At 72.1% G+C, this 24,512-nt stretch carries 30 protein-coding genes; 3 read left to right on the top strand and 27 right to left on the bottom strand.

Translation table 11 applies throughout. The features are described 5' to 3' along the window. Nucleotides 1-42: 42 nt before the first annotated feature. Genes ACY1JX_RS13540 through ACY1JX_RS13530 form a run of 3 tightly spaced genes read left to right on the top strand, consistent with a single transcriptional unit; the run spans nt 43 to nt 2,253 of the window. On the top strand, nt 43-1,266 hold the full coding sequence (locus ACY1JX_RS13540; protein ID WP_462564284.1) for a molybdopterin molybdotransferase MoeA: 1,224 nt from the start codon (nt 43-45) through the stop codon (nt 1,264-1,266). Next, nucleotides 1,263-1,754 carry a cyclic pyranopterin monophosphate synthase MoaC gene (moaC, locus tag ACY1JX_RS13535; protein WP_462564283.1) on the top strand — a complete coding sequence of 164 codons (492 nt, stop codon included), beginning with the start codon at nt 1,263-1,265 and terminating at the stop codon, nt 1,752-1,754. Before ACY1JX_RS13540 ends, moaC begins: the two co-directional genes overlap by 4 nt. Then, nucleotides 1,747-2,253, top strand: a complete 507-nt coding sequence (locus tag ACY1JX_RS13530) for a MogA/MoaB family molybdenum cofactor biosynthesis protein (RefSeq protein WP_462564282.1) — start codon at nt 1,747-1,749, stop codon at nt 2,251-2,253. The genes moaC and ACY1JX_RS13530 overlap by 8 nt, the downstream gene beginning before the upstream one ends. Before the next feature lie 8 nt (nt 2,254-2,261). On the opposite strand, the gene ACY1JX_RS13525 is transcribed toward ACY1JX_RS13530, so the two are convergent. The 27 genes from ACY1JX_RS13525 to steA all read right to left on the bottom strand — a co-directional run bounded on the left by ACY1JX_RS13525 (nt 2,262) and on the right by steA (nt 24,490). Further along, complete coding sequence (locus ACY1JX_RS13525) at nt 2,262-2,927, bottom strand: class I SAM-dependent methyltransferase (RefSeq protein WP_462564281.1); 666 nt, start codon at nt 2,925-2,927, stop codon at nt 2,262-2,264. A gap of 5 nt (nt 2,928-2,932) precedes the next feature. After that, on the bottom strand, nt 2,933-4,048 hold the full coding sequence (gene dprA, locus ACY1JX_RS13520) for a DNA-processing protein DprA (RefSeq protein ID WP_462564280.1): 1,116 nt from the start codon (nt 4,046-4,048) through the stop codon (nt 2,933-2,935). After that, nucleotides 4,045-5,619, bottom strand: a complete 1,575-nt coding sequence (locus ACY1JX_RS13515) for a YifB family Mg chelatase-like AAA ATPase (protein WP_462564279.1) — start codon at nt 5,617-5,619, stop codon at nt 4,045-4,047. Before ACY1JX_RS13515 ends, dprA begins: the two co-directional genes overlap by 4 nt. After that, nucleotides 5,619-5,981: a YraN family protein gene (locus ACY1JX_RS13510; protein ID WP_462564278.1), complete on the bottom strand. Its 363-nt coding sequence runs from the start codon at nt 5,979-5,981 to the stop codon at nt 5,619-5,621. The genes ACY1JX_RS13515 and ACY1JX_RS13510 overlap by 1 nt, the downstream gene beginning before the upstream one ends. 93 nt (nt 5,982-6,074) lie before the next feature. Then, nucleotides 6,075-7,427: an MFS transporter gene (locus tag ACY1JX_RS13505; RefSeq protein ID WP_286929798.1), complete on the bottom strand. Its 1,353-nt coding sequence runs from the start codon at nt 7,425-7,427 to the stop codon at nt 6,075-6,077. 6 nt (nt 7,428-7,433) lie between these two features. Continuing rightward, the gene (locus tag ACY1JX_RS13500) at nt 7,434-7,742 is read right to left on the bottom strand and encodes a DUF2469 domain-containing protein (protein ID WP_078700258.1); all 309 of its coding nucleotides are present in this window, start codon (nt 7,740-7,742) and stop codon (nt 7,434-7,436) included. Continuing rightward, nucleotides 7,739-8,449 carry a ribonuclease HII gene (locus ACY1JX_RS13495; RefSeq protein WP_286929797.1) on the bottom strand — a complete coding sequence of 237 codons (711 nt, stop codon included), beginning with the start codon at nt 8,447-8,449 and terminating at the stop codon, nt 7,739-7,741. The genes ACY1JX_RS13500 and ACY1JX_RS13495 overlap by 4 nt, the downstream gene beginning before the upstream one ends. After that, the gene (gene lepB, locus ACY1JX_RS13490; RefSeq protein ID WP_181756324.1) at nt 8,446-9,099 is read right to left on the bottom strand and encodes a signal peptidase I; all 654 of its coding nucleotides are present in this window, start codon (nt 9,097-9,099) and stop codon (nt 8,446-8,448) included. Before lepB (ACY1JX_RS13490) ends, ACY1JX_RS13495 begins: the two co-directional genes overlap by 4 nt. Nucleotides 9,100-9,148: 49 nt before the next feature. Next, the gene (gene lepB / locus ACY1JX_RS13485; RefSeq protein WP_462564277.1) at nt 9,149-9,814 is read right to left on the bottom strand and encodes a signal peptidase I; all 666 of its coding nucleotides are present in this window, start codon (nt 9,812-9,814) and stop codon (nt 9,149-9,151) included. 74 nt (nt 9,815-9,888) lie between these two features. Next, nucleotides 9,889-10,239, bottom strand: coding sequence for a 50S ribosomal protein L19 (gene rplS / locus ACY1JX_RS13480; protein ID WP_181756322.1), 351 nt, complete (start codon nt 10,237-10,239; stop codon nt 9,889-9,891). A 204-nt stretch (nt 10,240-10,443) separates the two neighbouring features. Further along, nucleotides 10,444-11,619 carry an ammonium transporter gene (locus ACY1JX_RS13475; protein ID WP_241733206.1) on the bottom strand — a complete coding sequence of 392 codons (1,176 nt, stop codon included), beginning with the start codon at nt 11,617-11,619 and terminating at the stop codon, nt 10,444-10,446. Between the two features lie 169 nt (nt 11,620-11,788). Next, nucleotides 11,789-12,478 carry a tRNA (guanosine(37)-N1)-methyltransferase TrmD gene (gene trmD, locus ACY1JX_RS13470; RefSeq protein WP_462564276.1) on the bottom strand — a complete coding sequence of 230 codons (690 nt, stop codon included), beginning with the start codon at nt 12,476-12,478 and terminating at the stop codon, nt 11,789-11,791. After that, complete coding sequence (gene rimM, locus ACY1JX_RS13465; RefSeq protein WP_462564275.1) at nt 12,478-12,993, bottom strand: ribosome maturation factor RimM; 516 nt, start codon at nt 12,991-12,993, stop codon at nt 12,478-12,480. The genes trmD and rimM overlap by 1 nt, the downstream gene beginning before the upstream one ends. A 7-nt stretch (nt 12,994-13,000) precedes the next feature. Beyond that, a complete protein-coding gene (locus ACY1JX_RS13460) occupies nt 13,001-13,252 on the bottom strand; it encodes an RNA-binding protein (RefSeq protein ID WP_181756318.1) in 252 nt (83 codons plus the stop codon). Nucleotides 13,253-13,254: 2 nt separating this feature from the next. Then, entirely contained in the window at nt 13,255-13,719 is a 465-nt protein-coding gene (rpsP, locus tag ACY1JX_RS13455) for a 30S ribosomal protein S16 (RefSeq protein WP_462564274.1), read from the bottom strand. A gap of 184 nt (nt 13,720-13,903) precedes the next feature. After that, nucleotides 13,904-14,557, bottom strand: a complete 654-nt coding sequence (gene cmk, locus ACY1JX_RS13450; RefSeq protein WP_462564273.1) for a (d)CMP kinase — start codon at nt 14,555-14,557, stop codon at nt 13,904-13,906. 8 nt (nt 14,558-14,565) lie between these two features. After that, nucleotides 14,566-15,630, bottom strand: coding sequence for a prephenate dehydrogenase (locus ACY1JX_RS13445; RefSeq protein ID WP_462564272.1), 1,065 nt, complete (start codon nt 15,628-15,630; stop codon nt 14,566-14,568). After that, nucleotides 15,627-16,355, bottom strand: coding sequence for a pseudouridine synthase (locus ACY1JX_RS13440; RefSeq protein WP_181756314.1), 729 nt, complete (start codon nt 16,353-16,355; stop codon nt 15,627-15,629). The genes ACY1JX_RS13445 and ACY1JX_RS13440 overlap by 4 nt, the downstream gene beginning before the upstream one ends. Then, complete coding sequence (gene scpB / locus ACY1JX_RS13435; RefSeq protein ID WP_462564271.1) at nt 16,348-17,049, bottom strand: SMC-Scp complex subunit ScpB; 702 nt, start codon at nt 17,047-17,049, stop codon at nt 16,348-16,350. Before scpB ends, ACY1JX_RS13440 begins: the two co-directional genes overlap by 8 nt. After that, the gene (locus tag ACY1JX_RS13430; RefSeq protein WP_376785935.1) at nt 17,036-17,914 is read right to left on the bottom strand and encodes a segregation and condensation protein A; all 879 of its coding nucleotides are present in this window, start codon (nt 17,912-17,914) and stop codon (nt 17,036-17,038) included. Before ACY1JX_RS13430 ends, scpB begins: the two co-directional genes overlap by 14 nt. Nucleotides 17,915-17,928: 14 nt before the next feature. Beyond that, complete coding sequence (locus ACY1JX_RS13425; RefSeq protein WP_181756311.1) at nt 17,929-18,243, bottom strand: hypothetical protein; 315 nt, start codon at nt 18,241-18,243, stop codon at nt 17,929-17,931. Then, nucleotides 18,228-19,079, bottom strand: coding sequence for a ParA family protein (locus ACY1JX_RS13420; RefSeq protein ID WP_181756310.1), 852 nt, complete (start codon nt 19,077-19,079; stop codon nt 18,228-18,230). Before ACY1JX_RS13420 ends, ACY1JX_RS13425 begins: the two co-directional genes overlap by 16 nt. A gap of 17 nt (nt 19,080-19,096) precedes the next feature. Continuing rightward, a complete protein-coding gene (gene xerD / locus ACY1JX_RS13415) occupies nt 19,097-20,029 on the bottom strand; it encodes a site-specific tyrosine recombinase XerD (protein ID WP_286929789.1) in 933 nt (310 codons plus the stop codon). Continuing rightward, nucleotides 20,026-20,622 carry an NUDIX domain-containing protein gene (locus ACY1JX_RS13410; protein WP_462564270.1) on the bottom strand — a complete coding sequence of 199 codons (597 nt, stop codon included), beginning with the start codon at nt 20,620-20,622 and terminating at the stop codon, nt 20,026-20,028. The genes xerD and ACY1JX_RS13410 overlap by 4 nt, the downstream gene beginning before the upstream one ends. Further along, nucleotides 20,619-22,283, bottom strand: a complete 1,665-nt coding sequence (locus ACY1JX_RS13405; protein WP_181756309.1) for a CTP synthase — start codon at nt 22,281-22,283, stop codon at nt 20,619-20,621. The genes ACY1JX_RS13410 and ACY1JX_RS13405 overlap by 4 nt, the downstream gene beginning before the upstream one ends. Nucleotides 22,284-22,460: 177 nt before the next feature. Then, nucleotides 22,461-23,327: a copper transporter gene (locus tag ACY1JX_RS13400; protein ID WP_462564269.1), complete on the bottom strand. Its 867-nt coding sequence runs from the start codon at nt 23,325-23,327 to the stop codon at nt 22,461-22,463. Then, nucleotides 23,324-24,490: a putative cytokinetic ring protein SteA gene (gene steA, locus ACY1JX_RS13395; RefSeq protein ID WP_462564268.1), complete on the bottom strand. Its 1,167-nt coding sequence runs from the start codon at nt 24,488-24,490 to the stop codon at nt 23,324-23,326. The genes ACY1JX_RS13400 and steA overlap by 4 nt, the downstream gene beginning before the upstream one ends. Nucleotides 24,491-24,512: the final 22 nt, after the last annotated feature.

Below are 24,512 nucleotides of genomic sequence, written 5' to 3'. Positions count from 1 at the left end.
AGCGATACTAGCGGCTCAGATGCGACTCGGGCAGGAGCAAGGATGAGCAGATCCGTCGAGGAACACGTCCACGCGGTGGCCGAGGTGATCCGGCGCGCCGCTCAACGACGCGCCCAGGACCCGCCCGTCCGACGACCGGTGACCGAGGAGCTCACCGGCCGACTCGCCGCGCCCGCCGTCGCGCGACTGGACGTCCCCGGCTTCGACAACAGCCAGATGGACGGGTTCGCCGTCCATGCCGCTGATCTCGCCCGCGCCGACATCGCGCCCGTGACGCTGCCCACGGTGGCGCACGTCGTGGCCGGCGACGCCCACCCGCCCCGGCTCGACCCGGGCTCCGCCGCGCCGATCATGACGGGCGCCCCCATCCCGCTCGGCGCCGACGCCGTCGTCCCCGTGGAGCGCACCGGCGCGGGCGAGTTCGGCCCGGTCGGCGGCGGGGCGCTGATCGAGTTCCGTGAGCCCGTTCAGCCGGGGACGTTCGTCCGCACCATCGGCGCCGACGTGACCTCCGGCGCGATGGTTCTCGAGGCCGGTGCTCCCCTGCACCCGGCGGCGATCGGCGCCCTGGTCGTGGCGGGCGTCGAGTCGGTCGAGGTCGCACCGCCGCTGAGGCTGGCCGTGGTAGGCACCGGCGCCGAGCTGGTGAGCGGCGCGGTCCCCGACTCGAACTCACGGGCGCTGGCCGCCCACGCCCGCGAGCTCGGGCTCCCCGTGACCACGCACGTGGTGCCCGACGACCCGGATCTCCTGCGCGACGTGCTGGCGCAGCTGGCCGCCGGCCACGACCTCGTCATCACGACCGGTGGGGTGAGCGCGGGGACGCGCGAGGTCGTCCGCCAGACCCTGGAGACAACGCCGGGCGCGTGGTTCGACCACGTGGCGGTGCAGCCCGGCGGCCCGCAGGGCCTGGCCTCGGTGCTCGCCGGCGACCGCGAGGTCCCCGTGGTGTGCCTGCCCGGCAATCCCGTCAGTGTCCTGGTCTCCTTCGAGCTGTTCCTCCGAGCGCCCCTCGCCCGCGCGGCAGGACGCGTGGCCCAGCGGCCGTCCGGATCGGCGCCCCTCGCGGAGCCGTTGGCCTCCCCCGCCGGACGCCTGCAGGCGCGTCGTGGCACCTTGCAGGCCGACGGCACCATCAGCCTGGTCGGCGCGGCCGGCTCCCACCTCGCGGTGTCCTACGCCCGGGCGGACGTCCTCGTCCTCGTCCCCGAACACGTCACGGCACTCGAGGCCGGCGATACCGTGGAGTGGTGGAGGATCGCATGAGCACCGGACCGGGCGCCAAGAAGGACCTGTCGCACTACCGCGCGGACGGCAGCGCCCACATGGTCGACGTCTCCGCGAAGGCGACCACCCGGCGCGAGGCCACCGCCTCCGGTCTCGTGCGCACGCGGGCCGACGTGGTCGAGCGGATCATGACCGGCGACCTGCCCAAGGGCGAGGCCCTGGCCACCGCGCGCATCGCGGGCATCCTCGCTGCGAAGCAGACCCCCTTCCTCGTGCCGATGTGCCATCCGTTGTCCCTCGCGGCGATCACCGTCGACTTCCGCGCCCTCGACGACGCCGTGCGCATCGAGGCGACCGTGGCCACGACCGGCCCCACCGGCGTCGAGATGGAGGCGCTGACCGCGGTCAGTGTGGCCGCCCTGACGCTCTTCGACATGGTGAAGGCGGTCGACCACACCGCGCGGATCGACGCCGTCCAGGTCGAGGCGAAGACCGGCGGGACCCACGACTGGACCCGCGATGAGTGATCAGGACCGCCGTGCCCTCGGCGTCGTCGTCTGCTCCACGCGGGCGGCCGCTGGCAGCAGGGAGGACCTCACCGGACCTCGGATCGCCCAATGGGGACGCGACCGGGACTTCGAGGTGTCGGGCCCGCACGTCGTGCCCGACGGGCCCGAGGTGGCCGACGTCCTGCGCCGCCTCGTCGACCAGGGCTGTGCGCTGGTCGTGACCACCGGTGGCACGGGGTTCACCGATGACGACCACACGCCGGAGGCGACCTCCGCGCTCATCGACCGTCCGGCCCCGGGCATCGCGGAGGCCCTGCGCGCCCGTGGCCTGCGCACGACGCCGCACGCCGCACTCTCGCGGGGCGTGGCAGGCATCAGCGGGCACACCCTGCTGGTGAACCTGCCCGGATCCACCGGAGGGGTGCGCGAGGGCCTCGAGGTGCTCGGCGAGATCGTCGATCACGCACTGGACCAGCTCGGTCACGGCAGGCCGAGCGACCGCCCGCTGCACACCTGACGGGCGCCTCAGGCGAGGCGCTGCAGCAGCAGGACCCCGTCGCGCAGCACGACCTGCTCGCCGGTGGGCGCGAACGCGGTGCGGTCGCGCACCTCCGCGACGACCGTGCGCCAGGCGTCGGCCGGGAGGTCGAGCATCGCCAGGTCCGACTCCGGCGTGGGGAAGTCCATCTCCTGCACGTGGTCGTGGTCGTGGGCGTGGGCCCACGGGGGCGCCTCGGCGTGGGCGATCACGAGCAGGTGTCCGTCCACCGCGACGCGGTCGGCTCCCGTCCTGAGGATCCGGGCCCGGTCGAGGGCGACGGGCGACTGCAGGAACGACGCCGTGACGAGGTCGAACGCCTGCGTGGACGACCAGGTGTCGAGGTCGGCGGCCACCCAGGTGACCCGTTCGCTCAGACCGGCGCGCTCCGCCGCGGCCTCGGCGCGAGCGAGGGCCGTCGGCGAGATGTCGATGCCCGTGACGGACCAGCCACGCTCGGCCAGCCACAGGGCGTCCCCGCCCTCTCCTGCGCCGAGATCGAAAGCCGAGCCGGCGGGGAGGTCGGCGGCGATCTGCGCGAGGGCGGTGTTGACGTGCCCCGACCACACACCGTCGCTGGAGCCGTACTTGTCCTCCCAGTGGGCGAAGACCTCGTCGGCCTGCTCGGGATCCATGGCCTCGGAGTGGTTCACCCGGTTCAACCTACCCCCTGCACGCCACCGGGGACCCGGTCGCGACGCCACCCGTTCCCGTCGCCCACGACCACCGCGTGACGCTCGAGCTCACGCAGTGCGCGCAGCACCGGGACGGGGCTGAGGCGCAGCGCGGCCGCCACCTGCTCGGCCGGTTGCGGCTCGGCTCCGAGCCGCAGCCAGACCCGCCGCGCCGCCGGGCTGATCGCCGGCAGGTCGGCGTCCACGACGCCGAAGGTGTCGGCCACGACGTCACGGCCGGAGGTGACCAGCAGTGCCTTGCCGTCGCGGACCGCGAGGTGGGTGCCGCACGAGGCCTGCGACGTGATCGGACCGGGCACGACCATCGTGGTGCGGCCCAGCTGGTCGGCCCAGTGCAGGGTGTTGAGGGACCCGCTGCGGCGGGCCGCCTCGACGACCACCACGCCGACGCTCAACGCTGCGATGAGCCGGTTGCGCACCAGGAAGCGGTGCCGTTGCGGCTCGGCACCGGGCGCGAACTCGCTGATCACCAGGCCCTCCTCGCCGATGCGGCGCAGCAGGGCCGCGTGGGCCTTGGGGTAGTCGACGTCGACGCCGCACGCCAGCACCGCGACCGTGGGCCCACCCGCGAGCAGGGCCCCGCGGTGGGCGCAGGCGTCGATCCCGAATGCGGCGCCGCTGACGACGGCGTGGCCCTGGTCGGCACAGTCGGCGGCGATGTCGCTGGCGGACTCGGCCCCGTAGGTCGTGCAGCCGCGCGCGCCGACCACGGCCACCGGCGCGGCCGCGATCGAGGACAGGTCGCCCCCGCCGCGCACCCAGAGCCCGAGCGGGGCGCCGGCCACCTGACCTATGCCGTCGATCTGGTCGAGGTCGTCGAGGGCCACCGGCCACGCCGACGAGCCGGGGACGACCCAGCGACCGCCGGCCTCCTCCGCCCTCCGCAGCGCATGATCGGCCCGGCGTGGCGCCTCGGCGGCGGCCTCGTGCCACGGCCCGGGGATGTCGGGGCCGCCCCGCACGACTGCCTGCCAGAGCTCGACGGGGTCACACCGCTCGCGCCAGGCGACGAGGCGGGGGTCGCCGGCCTCGACGACGAGCGAGAGCAGCAGTCGGGTGCGGGACTGGCTCCGGGTCATGCCGCCCCCAAAAGGCCGAGGAGCTCCCCGCCGATGGCACTGCCCCGGCGCAGGTCGAGCGCGGCCTGCACGTCGTCGATCGAGGGCCGGTCGTGCCCGCAGAGGTCGGCGATGCTCCACGCGAGCCGCAGCACGCGGTCAGCCGATCGCGGCGTGACCTTGTGCCCGCGCACCTGCTGCTCGAGCAACCGGCTGCCGTCGTCGTGAGCCGGCCAGACCTTGCGCAGCTCCACCCCCGGCACGGCCGCGTTGACGCGCCAGGGCGTGTCCACGAGGCGCCGTCGCTGGCGGTGACGAGCCTGTGCCACCCGCTCGGCCAGCTCGCCGGTGGTGGGCCGGGCGATCAGCCCGTGCGCGAGATCCCGCCGCGACGGCTCCACCAGCGTGCGGTGGATGTCGATGCGGTCGCGGATCGGTCCGGACAGCCGGTCGGCGTAGCGCCGCCGCGTGGCCGCAGGGCACTCGCACCGCTGCATCACCGAGCCGGCGTGACCGCACGGGCACGGGTTCGTGGCGAGGACCAGCTGGAAGCGTGCGGGGAACACGGCCGTCTGCGCGGCCCGCGACACCACCACCTGCCCGCTCTCCAGCGGCTGCCGCAGGGCCTCGAGGACGTTGCTCGCGAACTCGGGCGCCTCGTCGAGGAAGAGCACGCCGTGGTGGGCCAGCGACATCGCGCCGGGCCGCACCACCCGGCTGCCGCCACCGACCACCGCGGCCGCACTGGCGGTGTGGTGCGGCTCGAGGAACGGCGGTCGCACCAGCATCGGCAGGTCCGACGGCAGGACTCCGGCGAGGGAGTGCAGGGCACTGACCTCGAGCGAGTCGTTCGGGTCCAGGTCGGGCAGCAGCGCGGGCAGGCGCTGCGCGAGCATCGTCTTGCCGACGCCGGGCGGGCCCGTGAGCAGCAGGTGGTGACCACCACTGGCGGCGATCACCGTGGCCAGGCACGCGTCGTCCTGGCCGACGACGTCGGTGAGGTCGAGCTCGCCGCTGGGCGCCACCCCGCTCCAGCCGTCCCCCGCCTCGCTCAACGGCGGCACAGGTGGGTCCTCGGGCTCCTCCTCGCCGCGCAGCATCGCGACGACCTGGCGCAGCGAACGCACCCCCACCACCGCGATCGACGGCACCAGCCGCGCCTCGTTCACGTTCGACTCGGGGACCACGACGCGCTCGAATCCGGCCTCGGCCGCGGCGAGGGTGGCGGGCAGGACACCGCGCACGGGCCGCAGGCGACCGTCGAGGGCGAGCTCGCCGAGGAAGACGGTGCCCGCCAACGTCTCGACCGGGACCACGGCCTTCGCCGCGAACACGCCGAGCCCCATGGCCAGGTCGTAGTGGGGACCGCTCTTGGGCAGGCTGGACGGCGCGAGGTTGATCGTGACGCGGGTGTCCGGCCACGAGGTCCCCGAGTTCACCACGGCCGACCGCACCCGGTTGCGGGCCTCGCTGACCGTGGCGTCCGCCAGCCCGACCACCACGGTGGCCGAGAGCCCCGAGGCGATGTCGACCTCCACCTCGACCGGCCGCCCCGTGAGGCCGTCGAGCGCGATCGAGTGCACGGCGGCCATCACGCCACCCCTGCGATCCGCTCGACCCGCGGGCCCCCGCTGCGCGGGACCCACACCGTGACGACATCGATGCGCACGCCGTCGGGGCTCACACCGTGGACGTCGAGCCAGTGCGCCAGCGACCGGCGCAGGATCGTGACCTTGCGATCGGAGACCGCCTCCAGGGCGGTGCCGTGGGTGGTGCTGGTGCGGGTCTTGACCTCGCACACCACGAGGGTGTCGCCGTCGCGCGCGACGATGTCGATCTCCCCGTGCTGGCAGGTCCAGTTGCGGGCGAGGATCACCATCCCGAGGCTTCGCAGGTGGTCGGCGGCGATCCGTTCGCCGTAGGAGCCGAGGGCCTGGTTGCGCGCGTAGGTCATGGGTCGAGCCTCCCGGCCAACGGCGCCGGGGAGAAGGCCCCGCGGCAGGCCTGTGGACGACACCGGCCGGCCGCCGCGACCTGTGGACGAGCGTCAGCCCGCGGTCACACCGGACACCGCGTCGTCGCGGTAGCGGTCGGACAGGACCCGGTAGGAGCGCGTCCCGAACGCCGCCAGGGAGATCACCACCATGACCAGTCCGGCGAAGAAGAAGATCAGCGCGATGCCGCGCGCGTCGCCGTACCCCACCAGCCACGCCCACCGCTGCGCGCCGGCCTCGGACTCCATCATCGGGATCACCCAGAACTCCGCGATGGGTGCGACCAGGAAGGCGGTGACGGGAGCCGCGGCCGCCTCGAAGGCCTGGGCGAACCCGAAGACCCGGCCCTGGCTGGTGAACGGCACGACGCGCTGGATCACGGTCTGCTCGGCCGCCTCCACGGCGGGCACGATCAGCAGGAACAGCCAGATGCCGGCGATGCACAGCCACGCCGACTCGCGCAGCGTGAAGGTCGCGTTGATCACCCCCATCGCCGCCAGCACCCATAGCATCGTGCGGAGCGGGTTGGAGCCCAGCCCCCACCGGGCGATCACGAGACCGCCGAGGATGAAGCCCGTGGACGCCACGCCGAAGACCAGGCCCCACTCCTCGACGGTGAAGAGCGTCAGCCCGTAGGGGTCGACGAGCGCGATGAACACGCCCGAGACGAGGTTGTTGAACGTCGTGAGCACGATGAGCGCGAACAGCCCGGGCACCAGCGCGATCGCGGCGAGGGCTCCCCGGACGTCGACCGTCGGGCGCTTCCCGTCCTCGTCGGCGGCCGGCTGCTCCTCCGCGATCCGCACGAAGAGCAGGTGGACGACCGTGCACACCGTGAGGACGTTGGCGATGACGAGCGTCCATCCCATGCCGAGCTGGCCGATCGCGAGCCCGCTGAAGACGCTGGTGACGATGAACGCCAGGCCCTGCACCGTGCCGACCAGCCCGTTCGCCCGGTCGCGGCGGTCGGCCGGGATGAGCAGGGTCACCAGGGTCGACAGCGCGATGTTGCGCAGGCTCTCCACGACCGAGCCGAACAGGACGATGCCCGAGAAGAGCCAGAACCACGGACCGGTCATGTCGACGATCGCCCCGGGTCCCAGCACGGCGTAGAGCACGCCGGCGACCAGGAAGGACGCCGCCGTGGCGAGGCTCGACCCGACCAGCACGTCGCGCTTGCGGTGGCGGTCGACGAGCGTGCCGAACAGCATCGCGAACAGCGCCAGCATGAGCATGTAGGCGCCGCCGACGACGCCGGTGGCCAGGACCGATCGCGTCTCGAGGTAGACCCAGAAGGTCAGCGCGAACCACAGGAAGCTCGTGGTGACGTTGGCGACGAGGGTGTTGACCAGGACGTGCGCGAACGTCCGCGCTCCGTCTCGGGACGGGGCGGGATCGGGCGTCATCGCCGGTCAGGCCGGAGGCAGCTTGACGTCGGAGTCCTGCAGCTCCTCGACGTTCACGTCCTTGAACGTCAGCACCTTGACGTTCTTGGCGAAGCGCGCGGGACGGTAGATGTCCCAGACCCAGGCGTCGGCCATCGTCACCTCGAAGTAGGCGTCGCCGGACTCCGAGCGCACCTTCACGTCGACCGCGTTGCACAGGTACAGGCGGCGGTCGGTCTCGACGACGTACTTGAAGATGCCGACGACGTCGCGGTACTCGCGGTAGAGCGAGAGCTCCATCTCGTTCTCGTACCGCTCGAGATCCTCGGCGCTCATCCGGCCACCACCTCTCGCGTCTCGTCGATTTCGACCGTCGTCCCGGACCCGCAGCCCGGCAGCGACCACGAGCGCCGGTGATGGACCGACGGACCGTGCTGCGCGAGCGCCGCGATGTGCTCCGGTGCCGAGTATCCCTTGTTGAGCTCCCAGCCGTACTGAGGATGCTGCGACGCGAGCTCGACCATCAGGGCGTCACGGGTCGTCTTGGCCAGGATGCTGGCGGCGGCGACCGCGGCGCAGCGCAGGTCGGCCTTGATCATCGTGGTCACCGGCGGCACGTCGTCGGACAGGTCGGGCGGGCCGAAGAGGGCTGACTGCTCGGGCACGCTCAGGTAGTCGTGGTTGCCGTCGAGCAGCACCGCGTCGGGGCGCACCGTCAGCTGAGCGAGCGCTCGGTGGCCGGCCAGCCGCATGGCGGCGATGATCCCGTACTGGTCGATCTCGGCGGGGCTCGCGTGGCCGACGCCGTGGACGGGCGCCCACCGACGGATCTTCGGCACCAGCGCCTCGCGCGCCGCTGGGGTGAGCAGCTTGCTGTCGCGCACGCCCTGCGGTGCGGTGCGGGTCTGCTCGGTCACCAGGACCATGCCGATCGTGACGGGCCCGCTGAGGGCGCCGCGACCGACCTCGTCACTGCAGGCCAGGGCGGTGCGCCCCGCGCGCAGGAGCTGGCGCTCGACGCGCAGCGACGGCGCCGGGCTCACGGCACCTCGTCGAACGCGTCGGTGCCCTCGATCGTGCCGAAGCGGTTGAGCGGCCACACCCTCAACCATGCCTTGCCGACCACGTCCTCGTCAGCGATGAATCCTCCCCCGGGCTCGCCGAGGTGGGCCCGCGAGTCGGCCGAGTTGCCCCGGTTGTCGCCCTGGACCCACAGGTAGCCCTTCGGGACCTTCACGTCGAAGGTCTGGTCGGCGTTGACCGACGGGTCGGCCAGGTAGGGCTCGTCGATCGGCTCGCCGTTGACCGTGGTGCGGCCCTCGGCGTCGCAGCAGACCACACGGTCGCCACCGGTGCCGATGACGCGCTTGATGAGGTGCCCGCCGGACGGGAACAGCCCGACCAGCTCGAGACCGCGCTGGACGGCGTTCGACGACTCGTCGACGTCGGGTCCGAGCCAGTTGCCGGGATCGCGGAAGACGACGATGTCACCGCGCTCGGGCCCGCCGCTCCAGTAGGACCACTTCTGCACGAGCAGCTTGTCGTTCTTGACCATCGTCGGGACCATCGAGTCCGACGGGATGTAGAAGGCCTGGAAGAAGAAGGTCTTGACGATCAGCGCCAGGACGAGGGCTGTCGCCACGAGGAGGAGGGACTCCTGCCAGAGCGGCAGTTGACGTTTCTCCTCGGACACCCGATGAGCCTACCGGCTGGCCCCGGGCGAACCGCGCATCGGTGTCGCGTCAGGGCGACGGCACGTCGGCGAACGCGTCGGTCGGCCGGAGGGGCCCGATCCGATCGGTCGGCCAGGCCCTCGCCCACACCCGTCCGACGACCGAGTCGGCGGGGACGAAGCCCTCGCCGGGCTCGTCCTGCATGGCCCGGGAGTCGCGTGAGTCGCCCCGGTTGTCCCCCTCGACCCAGAGCATGCCGCGCGGCACCGTCACCTGGAACGTCCGCGCCGCGTTCGCGCTCACGTCGGCCAGGTACGGCTCGTCGATCGCGTGCCCGTTGACGAGGGTGCGGCCCGCCTCGTCGCAGCAGCGCACCTCGTCACCGGCCACGCCGACGATGCGCTTCACGAGGTAGCCGCCCTGCGGAGCGAGGCCGACGGCTCGCAGTCCGCGCTGGAACGCGGACGGGTCGTCCAGCTCGCCCAGCCACCCGCCCGGGTCACGGAACACGACCACGTCGCCCCGCTGGGGCTCACCGCCGCGATAGGTCCACTTCTGCACGAGGATGCGGTCGCCCTTCGCCAGGGCCGGGACCATCGAGCTCGAGGGGATGACGAAGGGCTGGACGACGAACGTCGTCACGGCCAGCGCGAGCGCGAGCGTCGCGGACACGTAGACCATCGCGGAGAGCCACCACGGCCGGCGCCGGCGCTGGGCTCGGGGCTCGTCGGTCACCCCGGGATCCTAGCCCCGGACATGCCACGACCCCGCACCCATGAGGGTGCGGGGTCGTCGCGGAGCGGTCGAGATCAGATCTCGCGCTTCTCCTTGATCTTGGCGGCCTTGCCGCGCAGGTTGCGCAGGTAGTACAGCTTGGCGCGACGGACGTCGCCACGGGTGGCGACCTCGATCTTCTCGATCACCGGCGAGTGGACCGGGAACGTACGCTCGACGCCGACGCCGAAGCTCACCTTGCGGACGGTGAACGTGCGGCCGATGCCCGAGCCCTGCACCTTGATGCAGACGCCCTGGAAGAGCTGCACACGGGAGCGGTTGCCCTCGACGATGTTGACGTGCACCTTGAGGGTGTCGCCGGCACGGAACTGCGGGATGTCGTCACGCTTGCTCTGCGCTGCGATCTGGTCGATGACGTTCGTCATGGTCTCTCCTCGCCGGGTGCCACAAGTCACCTGCGGAATGTCGGTGTTGCTCGAAGTTTCGGGTGGTGCTGCGTGGAAGCTCCCTCGTGGCAGAGCCGTCCTGCACCAACAGTCCATGATGCCACAGCGCCCCGCCCCCGGAGAAATCGGGGACGGGGCGCTGTAAGGCTGAGCGGTCGGGCGCTGTGCGCCCTCGGCCCTCGGTCAGTCGAACTTGTACGCAGCGCCGCCGTGCAGGACGTTGTCCAGGCCGGCGACCTCCTCGTCCTCGGTCACGCGGAAGCCGACCGTGGCGTCGATCGCCTTGCCGAGGCCGAAGGCGACGGCGAAGGAGTAGGCCGCGACGAACACCGACGGGATGATCTGGGCGATCAGCTGGTCGATGTTGCCACCGGTGAACAGGCCCGTGTCCGTGGCGAAGAAGCCCAGGTACAGGCAGCCGATGAAGCCGGCGACCAGGTGCAGGCCGACCACGTCGAGCGAGTCGTCGTAGCCGAGCTTGTACTTGAGGTCGATCGCGAAGCAGCAGACCGCACCGGCCAGGAGGCCCAGGACGATCGCCCAGAACGGCGTCAGGTTGGCAGCCGAGGGAGTGATCGCGACGAGACCGGCGACGATGCCCGAGGCGGCGCCGACGGCGGTCGGCTTCCCGTCCTTGAAGTGCTCGACGACGATGTAGCCCAGGACGCCGGCCGCGGGAGCGGCGATCGTGTTCAGGAAGATGAGCGCGCCCAGGCCGCTCTCGGTCGCCGCGCCGGTGTTGAAGCCGAACCAGCCGAACCACAGGATGGCGGCACCGATGAGGACGAGCGGGACGTTGTGCGGCTCGGCGGCCTCCTTGCTGAAGCCGACCGTGCGCTTGCCCAGCACGAGGGCCAGGGCGAACGCCGCGGCGCCGGCGCTGATGTGGACGACCGTGCCACCGGCCCAGTCGATCGGGACGGCGTCACCGATCGTGAGCGTGCCGATCCAGCCCGTCAGTCCCTCGTCGTCGAAGCCCCAGACCCAGCCCTGCGACGGGAAGTAGACGATCGTGGCCCACAGGCCCGAGAAGAGCATCCAGGGGAAGAAGCGCGCACGGTCCGCGACGGCGCCCGAGATCAGCGCGGTCGTGATCACGGCGAACGTCGAGCCGAACGCCACACCGGCCAGACCGGCGGCGCCGTCACCGGTGGCCAGGTCCTGCAGGGCGAAGTCGGAGAACGGGTTGGCGAGCCAGCCGTCGATGAGGTCGGACGAGCCGGCCGATCCCATGTTGTAGCCGTAGAGGATCCACAGCACGAAGACCAGGCCCATCGCACCGAAGCTGAGCATCATCATCGAGATGACGCTCTGGGCCTTGACGAGTCCGCCGTAGAAGAACGCCAGACCGGGCGTCATGAAAAGCACTAGGGCCGCGCAGATGAGCAGCCAGATCGTCCCGGGTTCCATATCAACCTCTTCGCAGTAGGTAGTTCACGTGTGCTGCGCCCGAGCTCCCTTGCCGCGGCGCTGCAACGATCCTGCTCAAGGCCGATTACGGAGGGCCGCCGGAGCCGTTACGAACGTGTTACTCACTGAGGTCGCGTGTTAAATCGGGACGACGCTGCTGCGTGCGCAGGCGGGACTGCTCCCGCCGCCAGTCCGCGATCCGCCCGTGATCGCCCGACAGGAGGATCGGCGGGACGTCGAGCCCGCGCCACGAGGCGGGCTTGGTGTAGACGGGGTACTCCAGGAGGCCGTCGGCGTGCGACTCCTCCGCGAGGCTCTCGGGGTTGCCCATGAAGCCGGGCAGCAGCCGCACGACCGCCTCGATGATCGCCAGGGCCGCGACCTCTCCCCCGTTGACGACGAAGTCGCCCAGGGAGATCTCGCGGACCTGCCAGCGGGTGGCGGCGTGGTCGAGCACGCGCTGGTCGATGCCCTCGTAGCGCCCGCACGCGAACACGAGCTGCTCGGCGCCCGACAGCCGCACCGCCTCGGCGTGCGTGAACGGAGCCCCGGAGGGAGTCGGAACGATGACGATCGCCGCGTCGGTGCAGACGGCGTCCAGCGCCTCGCCCCACGGCTCGGGCTTCATCACCATGCCGGCGCCACCGCCGTAGGGGGTGTCGTCGACCGTGCGATGACGGTCGTGGGCCCAGTCGCGCAGGTCGTGCGCGTGGAAGTCCACCAGGCCGGCGCGGCGCGCCTTGCCCGGCAGGGACAGCTCGAGAGGAGCGAAGTAGTCGGGGAAGATCGAGAGAGTGTCGATGCGCACTAGCGCACCTCGTCCGCTTCCTCGGGGTTCAGCAGCCCCGGACGGTCCTCGACCGTAACGGTGCCGGCCTCGAGGTCGACCTCGGGCACGAGCGCCTCGACGAACGGCACCTGGACGCGTCGCCCGTCGACCTCGACCAGCAGGGAGTCGTGGGCGGGCAGGTGCATCACGTCGAGGACGCGACCGCGCGGCGCGCCGCCGACCGTGACGGTCAGCCCGACGAGCTGGTGGTCGTAGAAGGCGTCGTCGTCCTCGGGGACCTCGTCGGGATCGACCTCGACCTCGAGGACCGCGCCGTGAAATCGCTCGGCCGCGGTGCGGTCGGGGACCTCGGCGAAGTGGACCAGCCACTTGCCCGAGTGGGGACGACTGGAGGTGATGGTCAGCTCCCCGTCACGACACAGGACCGACGAGCCCACGGCGAAACGCCGTTCGGGCTCGTCGGTCCTGGGATCGACGGAGAGGTCGCCGCGGATGCCGTGGGCACGGCCGATCCGGCCGACGACGACGCGCATGGTCGGCTCAGCGACGCCGGTCGACGTCCACGAAGTCGATCCGCGCGCCGTCGGCACCGGCGATGGCCGATGCGACGGTGCGGATCGCCGTGGCCGTGCGGCCCTGGCGACCGATGACCTTGCCGAGGTCGGTCGGGTTGACCCGAACCTCGAACAGCTCGCCGCGCCGGGTCTGCTTGGCGCGGACCGAGACCTCGTCGGGGTTGTCGACGATGCCGGCGACGAGGTGCTCGACGACCTCCTGCATGGGAGCGGCCATGATCAGGCCTCGTCGGCCTTCGTGTCCTCGGCCGGGGTCTCCTCGGCCTTGGGCTCCTCAGCCTTGGGCTCCTCGGCCGGGGTCTCCTCGGCCTTGGGCTCCTCGGACTTCTTGGCCTTGGTGGTGGCCGACTTCTTGGGCTCGGCGTGCAGGTCCTTCAGCGCGGCGTTGAAGAGCTCGGCCTTGTCGGCCTTGGGCTCGGGCTGCTTGAGGGTCGACTCGCCACCGATGTCACCGGTGAGCTTGAGGATCGCCGCGACGGCCTCGGTCGGCTGCGCGCCGACGCCGAGCCAGTACTGGGCGCGATCGGAGTCGACGTTGATGGTCGACGGATCGGTCTTGGGGTTGTACGTGCCGATCTCCTCGATGACGCGGCCGTCACGCTTGGTGCGGCTGTCGGCAACGACGATGCGGTAGAACGGCGTGCGGATCTTGCCCATCCGCTTGAGGCGAATCTTGACTGCCACGAGTGTGGTGTCTCCTTGAGGTGTCGAACTGTGGTGACGCGGACCCGGCGTGTGGGGCATGCCCGGTCTTGGTCGAGGGGCCGGGCTCGGCGGGAGAGAGGGCCGCACCGATTCCGGACGCAAGCGCCCATTCTGCCAGAACCGGCAGCCGCGTTCCAATCCGCCTCGCGTCCCGGGACGAACCTCAGGGGCGGGCGAGTGCGACGATGCGCTCGATGACCTCGTCGAGGCTCAGGTCGGTGCCGTCGACGACCACGGCGTCGGCGGCCTGGGCCAGTGGCGAGGCGGCGCGGTTGGAGTCGATCGCGTCGCGCCGGGCGAGGGCCTCGCGCATCGCCTCGGCGTCCTCCACGCCCAGCTCCAGGGCGCGGCGGCGGGCGCGCGCCACGGGGTCGGCGACGAGGTAGATCTTCAGCGAGGCGTCGGGCGCGACGACCGTGCCGATGTCGCGGCCCTCGACCACGATGCCGCCCGTGGACTGCGCGATGGCGGCGCGCTGCAGCGCCACGAGCTGGCTCCGCACCTCCGGGACCGTGGCGACCGGGCTGACCGCGGCGGTGACGGCGTCACCGCGGATCGGCTCGGAGACGTCGACCCCGTCGGCGGCGATCGTGGGCTTCTCGGGATCGGTGCCGGAGGTCAGCACGACCTCGCTCGCCGCGGCCGCCACCGCCGCGGGGTCGTGCACGTCGACGCCCCGCTGGAGCAGCGCCCACGTCATCGCGCGGTACATCGCACCCGTGTCCAGGTAGGCGTAGCCCAGCCGCGAGGCCACTCCCCGCGAGGTGCTGGACTTGCCCGAGCCCGAGGGCCCGTCGATGGCGATGACGTCGGTCATGGATCTCCTCAGCGGAAGGCGGCCCAGCCGCGTTCGGTCAGGGCGGTGTGCAGGTGCTCGGCGACGCCGGCCTGCACCACGACCTCGACGACGCCGACGAGGCGGCCGAGCTCGTGGTCGATGCGCATGTCCTCGATGTTGACCCCCGCGTCGCCGATCGCGGCGAAGAGCCGCGACAGCTCGCCCGGGGTGTCGTCGATGGAGACGAAGACGCTGGCGAGCGCGGCCGGCTGCTCGCCGTGCTTGCCGGGAACCCGGGCGACGCCGGCCCGGCCGCGATCGAGGTGCTCGGCCACGGAGCCGTCGGCGCTGTGCACCGCGGACCGCAGGTCGTCGAGCCGGACCGCGAGGTCGTCGAGGATGGCCCCGACCTGGCCCGCGTTGCTGCCGATGATGTCGACCCACAGGCCCCGGTCGCTGCCGGCGATCCGGATGACGTCGCGCAGACCCTGTCCGGCCAGGGCCAGGTCGTCGCCGTCCGCCTGCGTGAGCAGTCCGGCGGTCAGGGCCGAGACCAGGTGGGGCACGTGCGAGACGAGCGCGACGGCCCGGTCGTGGGACGCGGCGTCCATGCGGCGGACCACCGAGCCGAGGGCCGTGGCCACCTGCTCGACCAGGGCGATCGCGCCGAGGTCGGTGCCGTCGGTGGGCACGACGGCCCAGGCCCGGCCCTCGAACAGCAGCGCCGAGGCGGCCATCGGGCCGGAGCGCTCCTTGCCGGCCATCGGGTGACCGCCGACGAAACGCGGGTCGGTGAGCGCCTCGCACACGGATCCCTTGACGCTGGCCACGTCGGTGACCACGGCGGTCGGGAACTCGGTGAGAGCGGCCCGGGCGGTCTCGACGACCGCGGCGGGCGGCACGGCGACGACGACCAGCGCCGGCGCCTCGACCGGATCGGCCGTCCCGGCACCCAAGGAGGCGGCCAGCTCGACGTTCGACGGACGGGCGTCCCGCAGGTGCACGTGCACGCCCAGATCGCGCAGTCCGAGCGCCACCGAGGTGCCGATGAGGCCGCAGCCGATGACCAGGACCGGCCCGGGCACGACAGCATCGGGCAGGGGGGCGGTCATGCCCCCACGCTATCGAAGAGCGCTCCGAGCTCCTCGCGCGACAGGTCCCGCATCGCCCCGGAGCGCAGGTCGCCCAGGCGCAGCGGCCCGAACGCGGTCCGGGTCAGCTCGATCACGGGGTGACCGACGGCGTCCAGGAGACGGCGCACGATGCGGTTCTTGCCGCTGTGCAGGTCCAGCTCGACGAGGCTGCGGCCGCGGCTGCGGTCGCGCACGACGAAGCGGTCGACCGCGGTGACGCCGTCGTCGAGCTCCACCCCCGCGAGCAGCTGGCGGCCGATCGCCGCGGCGACCGTGCCCTCCACGAGCGCGACGTAGGTCTTCGTGACCTCGAACGAGGGGTGCGCCAGCTGGTGCGCGAGGTCGCCGTCGTTCGTGAGGATGAGCAGGCCCGAGGTGTCGGTGTCGAGCCGGCCCACGTGGAAGAGCCGGTCCTCACGATCGGCGAGCAGCCCCGAGAGGTCGGGCCGGCCCTGCTCGTCCGCCATCGAGCTCACGACGCCGCGCGGCTTGTTGAGCAGGACGTACGCGTGGTCGGACGGCGGCGGGATGCGCGCGCCGTCGACGCGGATGACGTCGTTCGCGGGGTCGACGCGGGCACCCATCTGGGTGACGATCTCGCCGTTCACCTCGACGCGGCCGGTGGCCATCAGCTCCTCGCAGCGACGCCGGCTGGCCACGCCTGCCGAGGCCAGCACCTTCTGCAGGCGGATCCCCTCAGACATCGGCGCCCCCGGTCGGCTGCGTGTCGTCGCCGGTGGGCTGCGCCTCGTCCACGGGTGCCTCACGATCGGCGGTCTGCTGCGCGACGCGCTCGAGCTCGCTGTCGAGGTCCTCCAGGTCGGGCAGCATCGGCGCCAGCTCCGGCAGCTCGTCGAGCCCGCTCAGGCCCATGCGCTCGAGGAAGTAGTTGGTCGTCCCGTAGAGGATCGCGCCCGACTCGGCGTCGTTGCCGAGCTCGACGATCAGCCCGCGGGTGACGAGCGTGCGGACCACGCCGTCCACGTTGACGCCGCGGATGGCCGAGATGCGCGAGCGGCTGACCGGCTGGCGGTACGCCACCACGGCGAGCGTCTCCAGCGCCGCCTGGCTGAGCTTGGCCTGCTGGCCCTCCAGCACGAAGGCGGACACGACGTCGGCGTACTCCTCGCGGCTGTAGAAGCGCCAGCCACCGGCGAGCTCGCGCAGCTCGAACCCGCGACCCTCCTCGGTGTACTCGTCAGCGAGTTCGCGCAGCGCCTGCTCGACCTCGGCCGGCGGGTGCCCCACGGCCTGGGCCAGCACGAGGTGGTCCAGCGGCTCGTCGGCGATCATCAGCACCGCCTCGAGGGCGGGACGCAGGTCGACCGGAGGCCGCTCGTCGGCTGCGGACTCCTCCGCGTCAGGCTCGGCGGGCAGCTGGTCGTCAGTCTCGGTCATCGTCACTTCCGGTGGGTTCGGCCGTCGGGGCGTCCTGCGCCGCATCGAGGCCCTCGTCGGTCAGGGTCGGCTCGTCGAACTCGTCGCCCACGTCGATGTCGCCGTCGTCGGTGCCGGTCCAGCGCACCGTCAGCTCACCCAGGGGCACGGCCTGCTCGAACGACAGCATGCCCTCGCGGAACAGCTCCAGCAGCGACAGGAACCGCGCCACCTTCGTCTGCCCGTCGGGCGCGTCGGCGACGATCGCTCGGAACGTCAGGCTGCCCTCGCGGCGGAGCCGGTCGACCACGAGGTGGGCCTGCTCGCGCACGCTCACGGCGGGCGCGTGCAGGTGGGTCAGCGAGACCAGCGGCGGGAGCTTCGGCGCGAGCGCGCCGGCGGCGAGCTCGGCCAGGTCCTGCGCGGTCGCGCGGATCTCCACCTCGGGCAGCAGCGTCGCGAAGCGCGGCTCGAGCGTCGCGGCACGGGGGTGGCGCAGCTGCGAGTTCTCGAAGCGCTCGGCCAGGATCGCCGCGACCGTCTTGAAGGCGCGGTACTGCATGAGCCGCGCGAAGAGCAGGTCGCGCGCCTCGAGCAGTGCCAGGTCCTCCTCGTCCTCGACCTCGGCCTGCGGCAGCAGCCGGGCGGTCTTGAGGTCGAGCAGCGTGGCCGCGATCAGCAGGAAGTGGGTCGTCTGCTCGAGGTCGTCCTCGAGCTCGCGGGTGTAGGCGATGAAGTCCGAGGTGACCACCGACAGGGCGACCTCGGTGATGTCGAGCTGGTGCTTGGAGATCAGCTGCAGCAGCAGGTCGAACGGGCCCTCGAAGTTGCCCAGCGAGACGGAGAAGCCGGCGTCGGGCGCCTGCGCGGGTGCCGGTTCGGTCACGGACACCGCGGCGCTCATTCCTCGCCGAGCCGGCGGGCGAGCTCGCTGTCGGCCCCGCGGGTCTCCAGGTCGGCCAGCGCACCGGCGATCGCCGCGCGGACGAGGCGGCCGCGGTCGACCTTGCGACCGAGGACCGATCGCAGCTCGAGGCGTGCCTTCTCGATCGCGAGCAGCTCGTCGCTGGTCAGGTAGACCGTCATCTTCTCGTCGTGCTTGACCCGGCCGCTGCCGGACGCGGGCACGGCGGGGGCGTCGTCGTTTCGGGGGCTGCTGGGGGCGGTCGACCTGAACAGCTCGTCCGCACCCGGCAGGTTCACGCGTCGGGACACCGCTGCAGCACTTCCCTGGCCAGCTGGCGGTAGGCCTCGGCGCCGGGCGACGAGGAGGCGTACTCGGTGATGGGCTCGCCCGCGACGGTGGAGTCGGAGAACTTCACGGTGCGCCGGATGACGGTGTGGAAGACCGAGTCGCCCCAGCCGTCGACGAGCGTCTGCAGCACCTCGCGGCCGTGCAGCGTGCGGCCGTCGAACATCGTGCCAAGCAGCCCGATGACGCGCAGGTCGAAGTTCGTGCGGTCACGGACCTTCTCGATCGTCTCGTTGAGCAGCGCCACGCCACGCAGGGCGAAGTACTCGCACTCGAGCGGGATGATCACGCCGTCGGACGCGGTCAGCGCATTCACGGTGAGCAGGCCCAGCGAGGGCTGGCAGTCGATGAGGATGACGTCGTAGTCGTGGCGCACGTCGCGCAGCGAGCGGGCCAGGACCTGCTCGCGGCCGACCTCGGTGACGAGACGCATCTCGGCGGCCGAGAGGTCGATGTTCGCCGGGACCAGGTCGAGGTTCTCGACCGAGGTGCCGAGGATGATCTCCTTCATCGAGAGCTCGCGGTCCATCAGCACGTGGTAGATGCTCTGCTCGATCTCGTGGGCGTTGTAGCCCAGGCCGACCGTCATCGAGCCCTGCGGGTCGAAGTCGACGAGCAGGACGCGGCGGCCGAGCTCGGCCAGCGCGGCGCCGAGGTTGATCGTGGTGGTGGTCTTGCCGACGCCGCCCTTCTGGTTGCACATCGACAGGACGACGGCAGGGGCCTGCGTGCTTCGGGGTCCGGGTTCGGGGAGGTCGGGGAGGGGGCGACCGGTGGGTCCGAGTTCCGAACTGGGCATGTCGGCCACTGTACCGCTCACTTCAGCGCCCGGGGATGGGACGCCGCGTAGGTCTCGCGCAACTTGTCGATCGTCACGAGGGTGTAGATCTGGGTGGTCGTCACCGAGGCGTGACCGAGCAGTTCCTGCACCACGCGCACGTCGGCGCCGCCGTCGAGCAGGTGGGTGGCGAAGGAGTGACGCAGGGTGTGTGGCGAGACGTCGACCGTGAGTCCGGCGCGGCGGGCGGCCTTGGTCAGCACGGTCCACGCGCTCTGGCGCGACAGCCGGCCGCCGCGCGCGTTGAGGAACACCGCGGGGCCGCTGCCGGCGGCCGACGTCAGGTGGGGCCGGGCCTTCGTGAGGTAGGCCTCGATCGCGTCGCGGGCGAACGAGCCGAGCGGCACGATCCGCTGCTTCGAGCCCTTGCCGGTGAGCAGGACGGAGGACTGCTCGAGGTCGATGTCGTCCACGTCGAGGCCCACCGCCTCGGAGATGCGGGCGCCGGTGCCGTAGAGGATCTCCAGCAGCGCCCGGTCGCGCAGGGCCAGTGCCGTGCCCGGCTCCCCCGCCGCCGTCAGCAGCGCCTCGACGTCCTCCAGCGGGAGTGCCTTGGGCAGCCGCGACGCCGGCCGCGGCGGTCGCACGGCCGCCGTGACGTCGTTGGTGACGAGCTGCTCGCGCAGGCAGAACTTGTGGAAGCCGCGGACCGCCACGACGGTGCGCGCGACGCTCGACGTGCCGAGGCCCTGGTGGTCCTCGTCGCCGGCGCGCAGGGCGGCCGCGAAGGCCGTGACGTGGTCCTCGGTGATCGAGGCGGGATCGGGGACGCCCGCGCCCTGCAGGAACTCGGTGTAGCGACGCAGGTCGCGGCGGTACGACGCGAGCGTGTTCTCGGCGAGACCGCGTTCCACCGCGAGGTGGGACAGGTACTCGGCCACGACCCGCTCGACCGCACCGCCGTCGGTCACGTCCGGGCCACCGCGAGGATCGCCACGACGGTCTTGGCGTCGGTGATCCTGCCGTCCAGGCAGGCCGCCACGGCGTCGTCCGGACTCACCCACCAGTGCGCCATGTCGGCCTCCTCGGCCTCGCGCTCGGTGCGATCGGTGTCGGCGACCGGCTCCAGCCCGGAGGCCTGGAAGATCGTGATGGTCTCGGTCGAGTACCCGACCGTGGGCGCGATCTGCACCAGCTCGCGCCAGTCGCGGGCGACGAGGTCGGTCTCCTCCGCGAGCTCGCGCGCGGCCGTCTGCTGCGGCTCCTCGCCCTCGATGTCCATCAGCCCGGCCGGGATCTCGAGCATCCGGCGGCCCATGGGGTGGCGGTACTGCTCGACGAGCAGGATCCGACCCTCCTCGTCGACCGCGCCCACGCCCACGGCGCGGCGGGGCCGCACGACGACCCGCGGGTGCGTGTCGCCGTCCGGCGCCTCGATCGTGTCGACCGTGAGCGTCAGGTAGCCGTTCTGGAACCCGACCTCGGAGCCGACCTGCGGCCAGCTGCCGGGGCCGGCCTCGACGCGCTCCGCGAGCCGGCCCGGCAGCCGCGGATGGGCGGTCACGCGCCCTCGACCGGCAGCCGCATCTCGAGCTTGCGCTTGAGCGAGGCCCCGATCAGGCCGGAGAACAGCGGGTGCGAGCGCGTCGGACGCGACCGCAGCTCCGGGTGCGCCTGCGTGGCCACGTAGAACGGGTGCACCTCGCGCGGCAGCTCGACGAACTCGACCAGGGTCGAGTCGGGCGACGTCCCGGAGAAGACCAGGCCCGCCTCCTCCAGCTGCTCGCGGTAGGCGTTGTTGACCTCGTACCGGTGGCGGTGACGCTCCTCGACCTTGTCGCTGCCGTAGAGCTCGTTGACGATGCTGCCGGGCTTGAGGCTGGCCGGGTACAGGCCCAGGCGCATGGTGCCGCCCAGGTCGCCCGCTCCCTCGACGAACTCCTGCTGCTCGGCCATCGTCGCGATGACGGGGTGCTCGGTGGAGGGGTCGAACTCCGAGGAGCTCGCGTCCTCGATGCCCAGCTCGGTGCGCGCGTACTCGATGACCATGCACTGCAGGCCCAGGCACAGACCCAGCACGGGCACCTGCTGCTTGCGCGCGTAGGTCAGGGCGCCGAGCTTGCCCTCGATGCCGCGGATGCCGAACCCGCCGGGCACGCAGATGCCGTCGACGTCGCCGAGGTGCTCGGCGGCGCCGGCCTCGGTGGCGCACTCGTCCGACGGGACCCACCGCAGGTGGACCTTCACGTCGTTGGCGAAGCCACCGGCGCGCAGCGCCTCGGCCACCGACAGGTAGGCGTCGGGCAGGTCGATGTACTTGCCGACGAGGGCGATCGTGACGTCCTCGGCCGGGTCGTGCACGCGGCGCAGCAGGGCGTCCCACTCGGTCCAGTCGACGTCACGGAACGGCAGGTCGAGGCGGCGGACGACGTAGGCGTCCAGGCCCTCGGAGTGCAGCACCTTGGGGATGTCGTAGATCGAGGGGGCGTCGATGGCCGTGACGACCGCGTCCTCGTCGACGTCGCACATGAGCGAGATCTTGCGCTTCACGCCGGCCGGGACGGGGCGGTCGGAGCGGCACACGATCGCGTCGGGCTGGATGCCGATCGAGCGCAGCGCCGCGACCGAGTGCTGCGTGGGCTTCGTCTTGAGCTCACCTGCGGGACCGATGTACGGGATGAGCGAAACGTGCAGGAAGAAGACGTTGCCGCGCCCCACCTCTTGGCGGACCTGGCGGGCCGACTCCAGGAACGGCTGGCTCTCGATGTCGCCCACCGTGCCGCCGATCTCGTGGATCACGACGTCGACGCCGGGGCCGCCCATCGACAGCATCCGGTCCTTGATCTCGTTCGTGATGTGCGGGATGACCTGCACCGTGTCGCCGAGGTAGTCGCCGCGGCGCTCGCGGGCGATCACGTCGGAGTAGACCTGACCGGTCGTGACGTTGGCGCGTCCCACGAGGTCCTCGTCGAGGAAGCGCTCGTAGTGGCCGATGTCGAGGTCGGTCTCGGCGCCGTCGTCGGTGACGAAGACCTCACCGTGCTGGAACGGGTTCATCGTGCCCGGGTCCACGTTGAGGTACGGATCGAGCTTCTGCATCGTGACCCGCAGGCCGCGCGACTTGAGCAGTCGGCCCAGGCTGGAGGCGGTCAGGCCCTTGCCGAGGGAGGACACGACTCCACCGGTGACGAAAACGTGCTTGGTGACGGCGTTAGTTGCCAACATGACTCCCGTGGGTCCGGTTCGGATGCGGAACCGGGCGGTGCCTGCGGCAGCGTCCGGGGGTCGAGGAACCGTCGCGCGGGATCGGTTCGACTCGGGGTTCCACGGAACTCCAGCCTACCATCGCGACACAGCGGCCGAGACCATCCCGGGCGCATCTGCCCGGCGGCGTGGCCCGACTCAGTTCGGGACCGGGCCGTCGGCGGCGCGCGAGGTGCCCCACGCGCCCGACTGGCCCGCGGCCTCGCGGACCAGGCCGAGCACGGCGTTGACGCGGCCGGTCCCGGTGTCGGTGACGTCGATCGTCGAGACGTTCGCCGCGGCGTCGCTGCCGCGGACGGCGTTGACCACGCCGTTCTCCCCGGAGGAGACGGGGCCGACGACGGCCACGCCCTGGCTGCCGGCGTCGAGACCGGCGACCATGCTGGACACGACCGTGCCCTCGCCGCCCGCCGCCGCGCCCGCCGGGCCGGAGACGACCAGGACGAGCTGCGCCGAGACCTCGGGATCCTGCTCGGCCTCGAGCAGGCCACCTTCGGTGAAGGCCGAGCGGATCGTGCGGGCCGTCTCGTCGAGCGAGCCGTCGCCCTGCGTCAGGTAGCCGCGGGCCAGGGCGGCGCCGACCTTGCCGTAGTCGCTCTCGGCGGCGGCCGCGTCGGGATCGGACTGGGCGGCCACGCCCTCGGCGAACTGGCGGTTCGACGGCGAGAGCAGCTTGCCGGTGAGCTCGACCTGGCCGGTCACACGCGCCCCGGCGGTGGTCAGGTTCTCGATCAGCGAGTCGACCTCGTTGTCACGGGCGCCCGGCGTGGTGAGCAGCAGGACGGTGCGGTTCTCGAGCTTGTCACGGAGCAGGCCGGGAGCGGTCATGGACGCGTAGCCGGCATCGAAGCCGGCGAGCGCGGGGCTGATCTCGGCGGTGTCGGAGGAGTCCGAGACCGTGGCGGCGTCGCTCTCGTCGAGCAGACCGGCGCCCACGGCGATGCCGGCGGCGAGCGCCAGCAGCACGGCCGCGAGGGAGATGACGTGGTAGCGAAGGTTGATCACGGGAGAAGTCCTTCGGTCCAGGAGGTGACACGGTCGGCCACGGGCGCGAGCCACTCGTGACCGAGAGGGGTGGTGGCCACCGCCGCCACGACGGCGACGATGCCGGCGACGAGCAGCAGCAGGGGCGTGAACCAGCTGAGGCGCTGACGGGCGAACCAGCGCACGGCCTGGGCGTCGACGACGCGCGAGCCGGCGCGCAGCCGAGCGATGAAGGTGCCGGCGGCGTCCGCGGTGTCCCCGTCGACGAGGTCCACGAGACGCGTCGGCCCGCCCACGAGCACGATGACGGCGGCCTCGTTCTGGTCGGCCAGGAGCACCGCGAGGTTGTCCGGCGTGCCGGTGGCGGTGAAGATCACGGGCTGGCGGCCGTGGGCCTCGAACTGCTCCGGGCGGTCGAGCCGGCCCGAGGGCGAGACGATGACGACCTCTCCGGAGCGCTCGATCATGCGTCCGGAGAAGTCGTCGCCACGGCCGACGAGCAGGTGGGGGCGCAGGCCCGCGGAGATCAGCAGCTCGGCGCCACCGGCCACGCCGATGAGCACGGGGTCGTGGTCGCGCACGAACGAGCGGATCGACTTGAGGTCGCCCGCGGCGTCGGGACCGTCGGTCACGACCACGACGGGACGGCCCTTGATGTCGGTCGAGACGGCCGGGATCCCGGCGCCCTCGAGGAGCATGGCCCGGTCGCGACGGAGGGTGTCGGCGGCGTTCGTGACGATCGAGTCGAGCTGGCTCGACAGGCCCGAGGAGGCCTCGTCCAGCTGGTCGCGCACGCGCGACTCGGTCATCTCGACGCCGGTGGCCACCGCGGTGTCGCCGAGGTGGACCGCGCCACCGTCCACGCGCACGACGTCGCCGCTGCGCAGGGTCTGCCACACGGACTCGCCGACCCGGTCGACCAGCGGGATGCCGGCGCCGGCCAGGACCTGCGGCCCGAGGTTGGGGTAGCGCCCCGTGGAGGACGAGGACACGTTCAGGACGGCCGCGACACCCTTCTCCACCAGCGCCTGGGCGGTGTCGGCACCGAGATCGGTGACGTCCACGACGACGACGTCGCCCGAACGCACCGACGACAGGTCGGCACCGTGGCGGCACAACCGTGCCGGGCCGACGACGCCGGGGCCTTCGGGAAGGGCGCGATGCTTGCGCTTCAAGATGGGCATGATGCCTTCCATGCAACCTGCG

This window comes from Aeromicrobium sp. JP4, assembly GCF_054957925.1.
The sequence above is the reverse complement of the archived record's forward strand: the minus strand, read 5'-3'. Positions and strand labels throughout refer to the sequence as shown.

Coding starts and splice junctions, on each gene's coding strand:
- rplS (WP_181756322.1), bottom strand. CDS start 10,239: ATGACGAACGTCATCGACCAGATCGCAGCGCAGAGCAAGCGTGACGAC.
- cmk (WP_462564273.1), bottom strand. CDS start 14,557: ATGACCGACGTCATCGCCATCGACGGGCCCTCGGGCTCGGGCAAGTCC.
- ACY1JX_RS13515 (WP_462564279.1), bottom strand. CDS start 5,619: ATGGCCGCCGTGCACTCGATCGCGCTCGACGGCCTCACGGGGCGGCCG.
- ACY1JX_RS13420 (WP_181756310.1), bottom strand. CDS start 19,079: ATGCCCAGTTCGGAACTCGGACCCACCGGTCGCCCCCTCCCCGACCTC.
- ACY1JX_RS13475 (WP_241733206.1), bottom strand. CDS start 11,619: ATGACGCCCGGTCTGGCGTTCTTCTACGGCGGACTCGTCAAGGCCCAG.
- ACY1JX_RS13440 (WP_181756314.1), bottom strand. CDS start 16,355: ATGTCTGAGGGGATCCGCCTGCAGAAGGTGCTGGCCTCGGCAGGCGTG.
- scpB (WP_462564271.1), bottom strand. CDS start 17,049: ATGACCGAGACTGACGACCAGCTGCCCGCCGAGCCTGACGCGGAGGAG.
- ACY1JX_RS13445 (WP_462564272.1), bottom strand. CDS start 15,630: ATGACCGCCCCCCTGCCCGATGCTGTCGTGCCCGGGCCGGTCCTGGTC.
- ACY1JX_RS13540 (WP_462564284.1), top strand. CDS start 43: ATGAGCAGATCCGTCGAGGAACACGTCCACGCGGTGGCCGAGGTGATC.
- ACY1JX_RS13460 (WP_181756318.1), bottom strand. CDS start 13,252: ATGGCCGCTCCCATGCAGGAGGTCGTCGAGCACCTCGTCGCCGGCATC.
- ACY1JX_RS13405 (WP_181756309.1), bottom strand. CDS start 22,283: ATGTTGGCAACTAACGCCGTCACCAAGCACGTTTTCGTCACCGGTGGA.
- ACY1JX_RS13510 (WP_462564278.1), bottom strand. CDS start 5,981: ATGACCTACGCGCGCAACCAGGCCCTCGGCTCCTACGGCGAACGGATC.
- rimM (WP_462564275.1), bottom strand. CDS start 12,993: ATGCGCGTCGTCGTCGGCCGGATCGGCCGTGCCCACGGCATCCGCGGC.
- ACY1JX_RS13500 (WP_078700258.1), bottom strand. CDS start 7,742: ATGAGCGCCGAGGATCTCGAGCGGTACGAGAACGAGATGGAGCTCTCG.
- steA (WP_462564268.1), bottom strand. CDS start 24,490: ATGCCCATCTTGAAGCGCAAGCATCGCGCCCTTCCCGAAGGCCCCGGC.
- dprA (WP_462564280.1), bottom strand. CDS start 4,048: ATGACCCGGAGCCAGTCCCGCACCCGACTGCTGCTCTCGCTCGTCGTC.
- moaC (WP_462564283.1), top strand. CDS start 1,263: ATGAGCACCGGACCGGGCGCCAAGAAGGACCTGTCGCACTACCGCGCG.
- ACY1JX_RS13530 (WP_462564282.1), top strand. CDS start 1,747: ATGAGTGATCAGGACCGCCGTGCCCTCGGCGTCGTCGTCTGCTCCACG.
- ACY1JX_RS13505 (WP_286929798.1), bottom strand. CDS start 7,427: ATGACGCCCGATCCCGCCCCGTCCCGAGACGGAGCGCGGACGTTCGCG.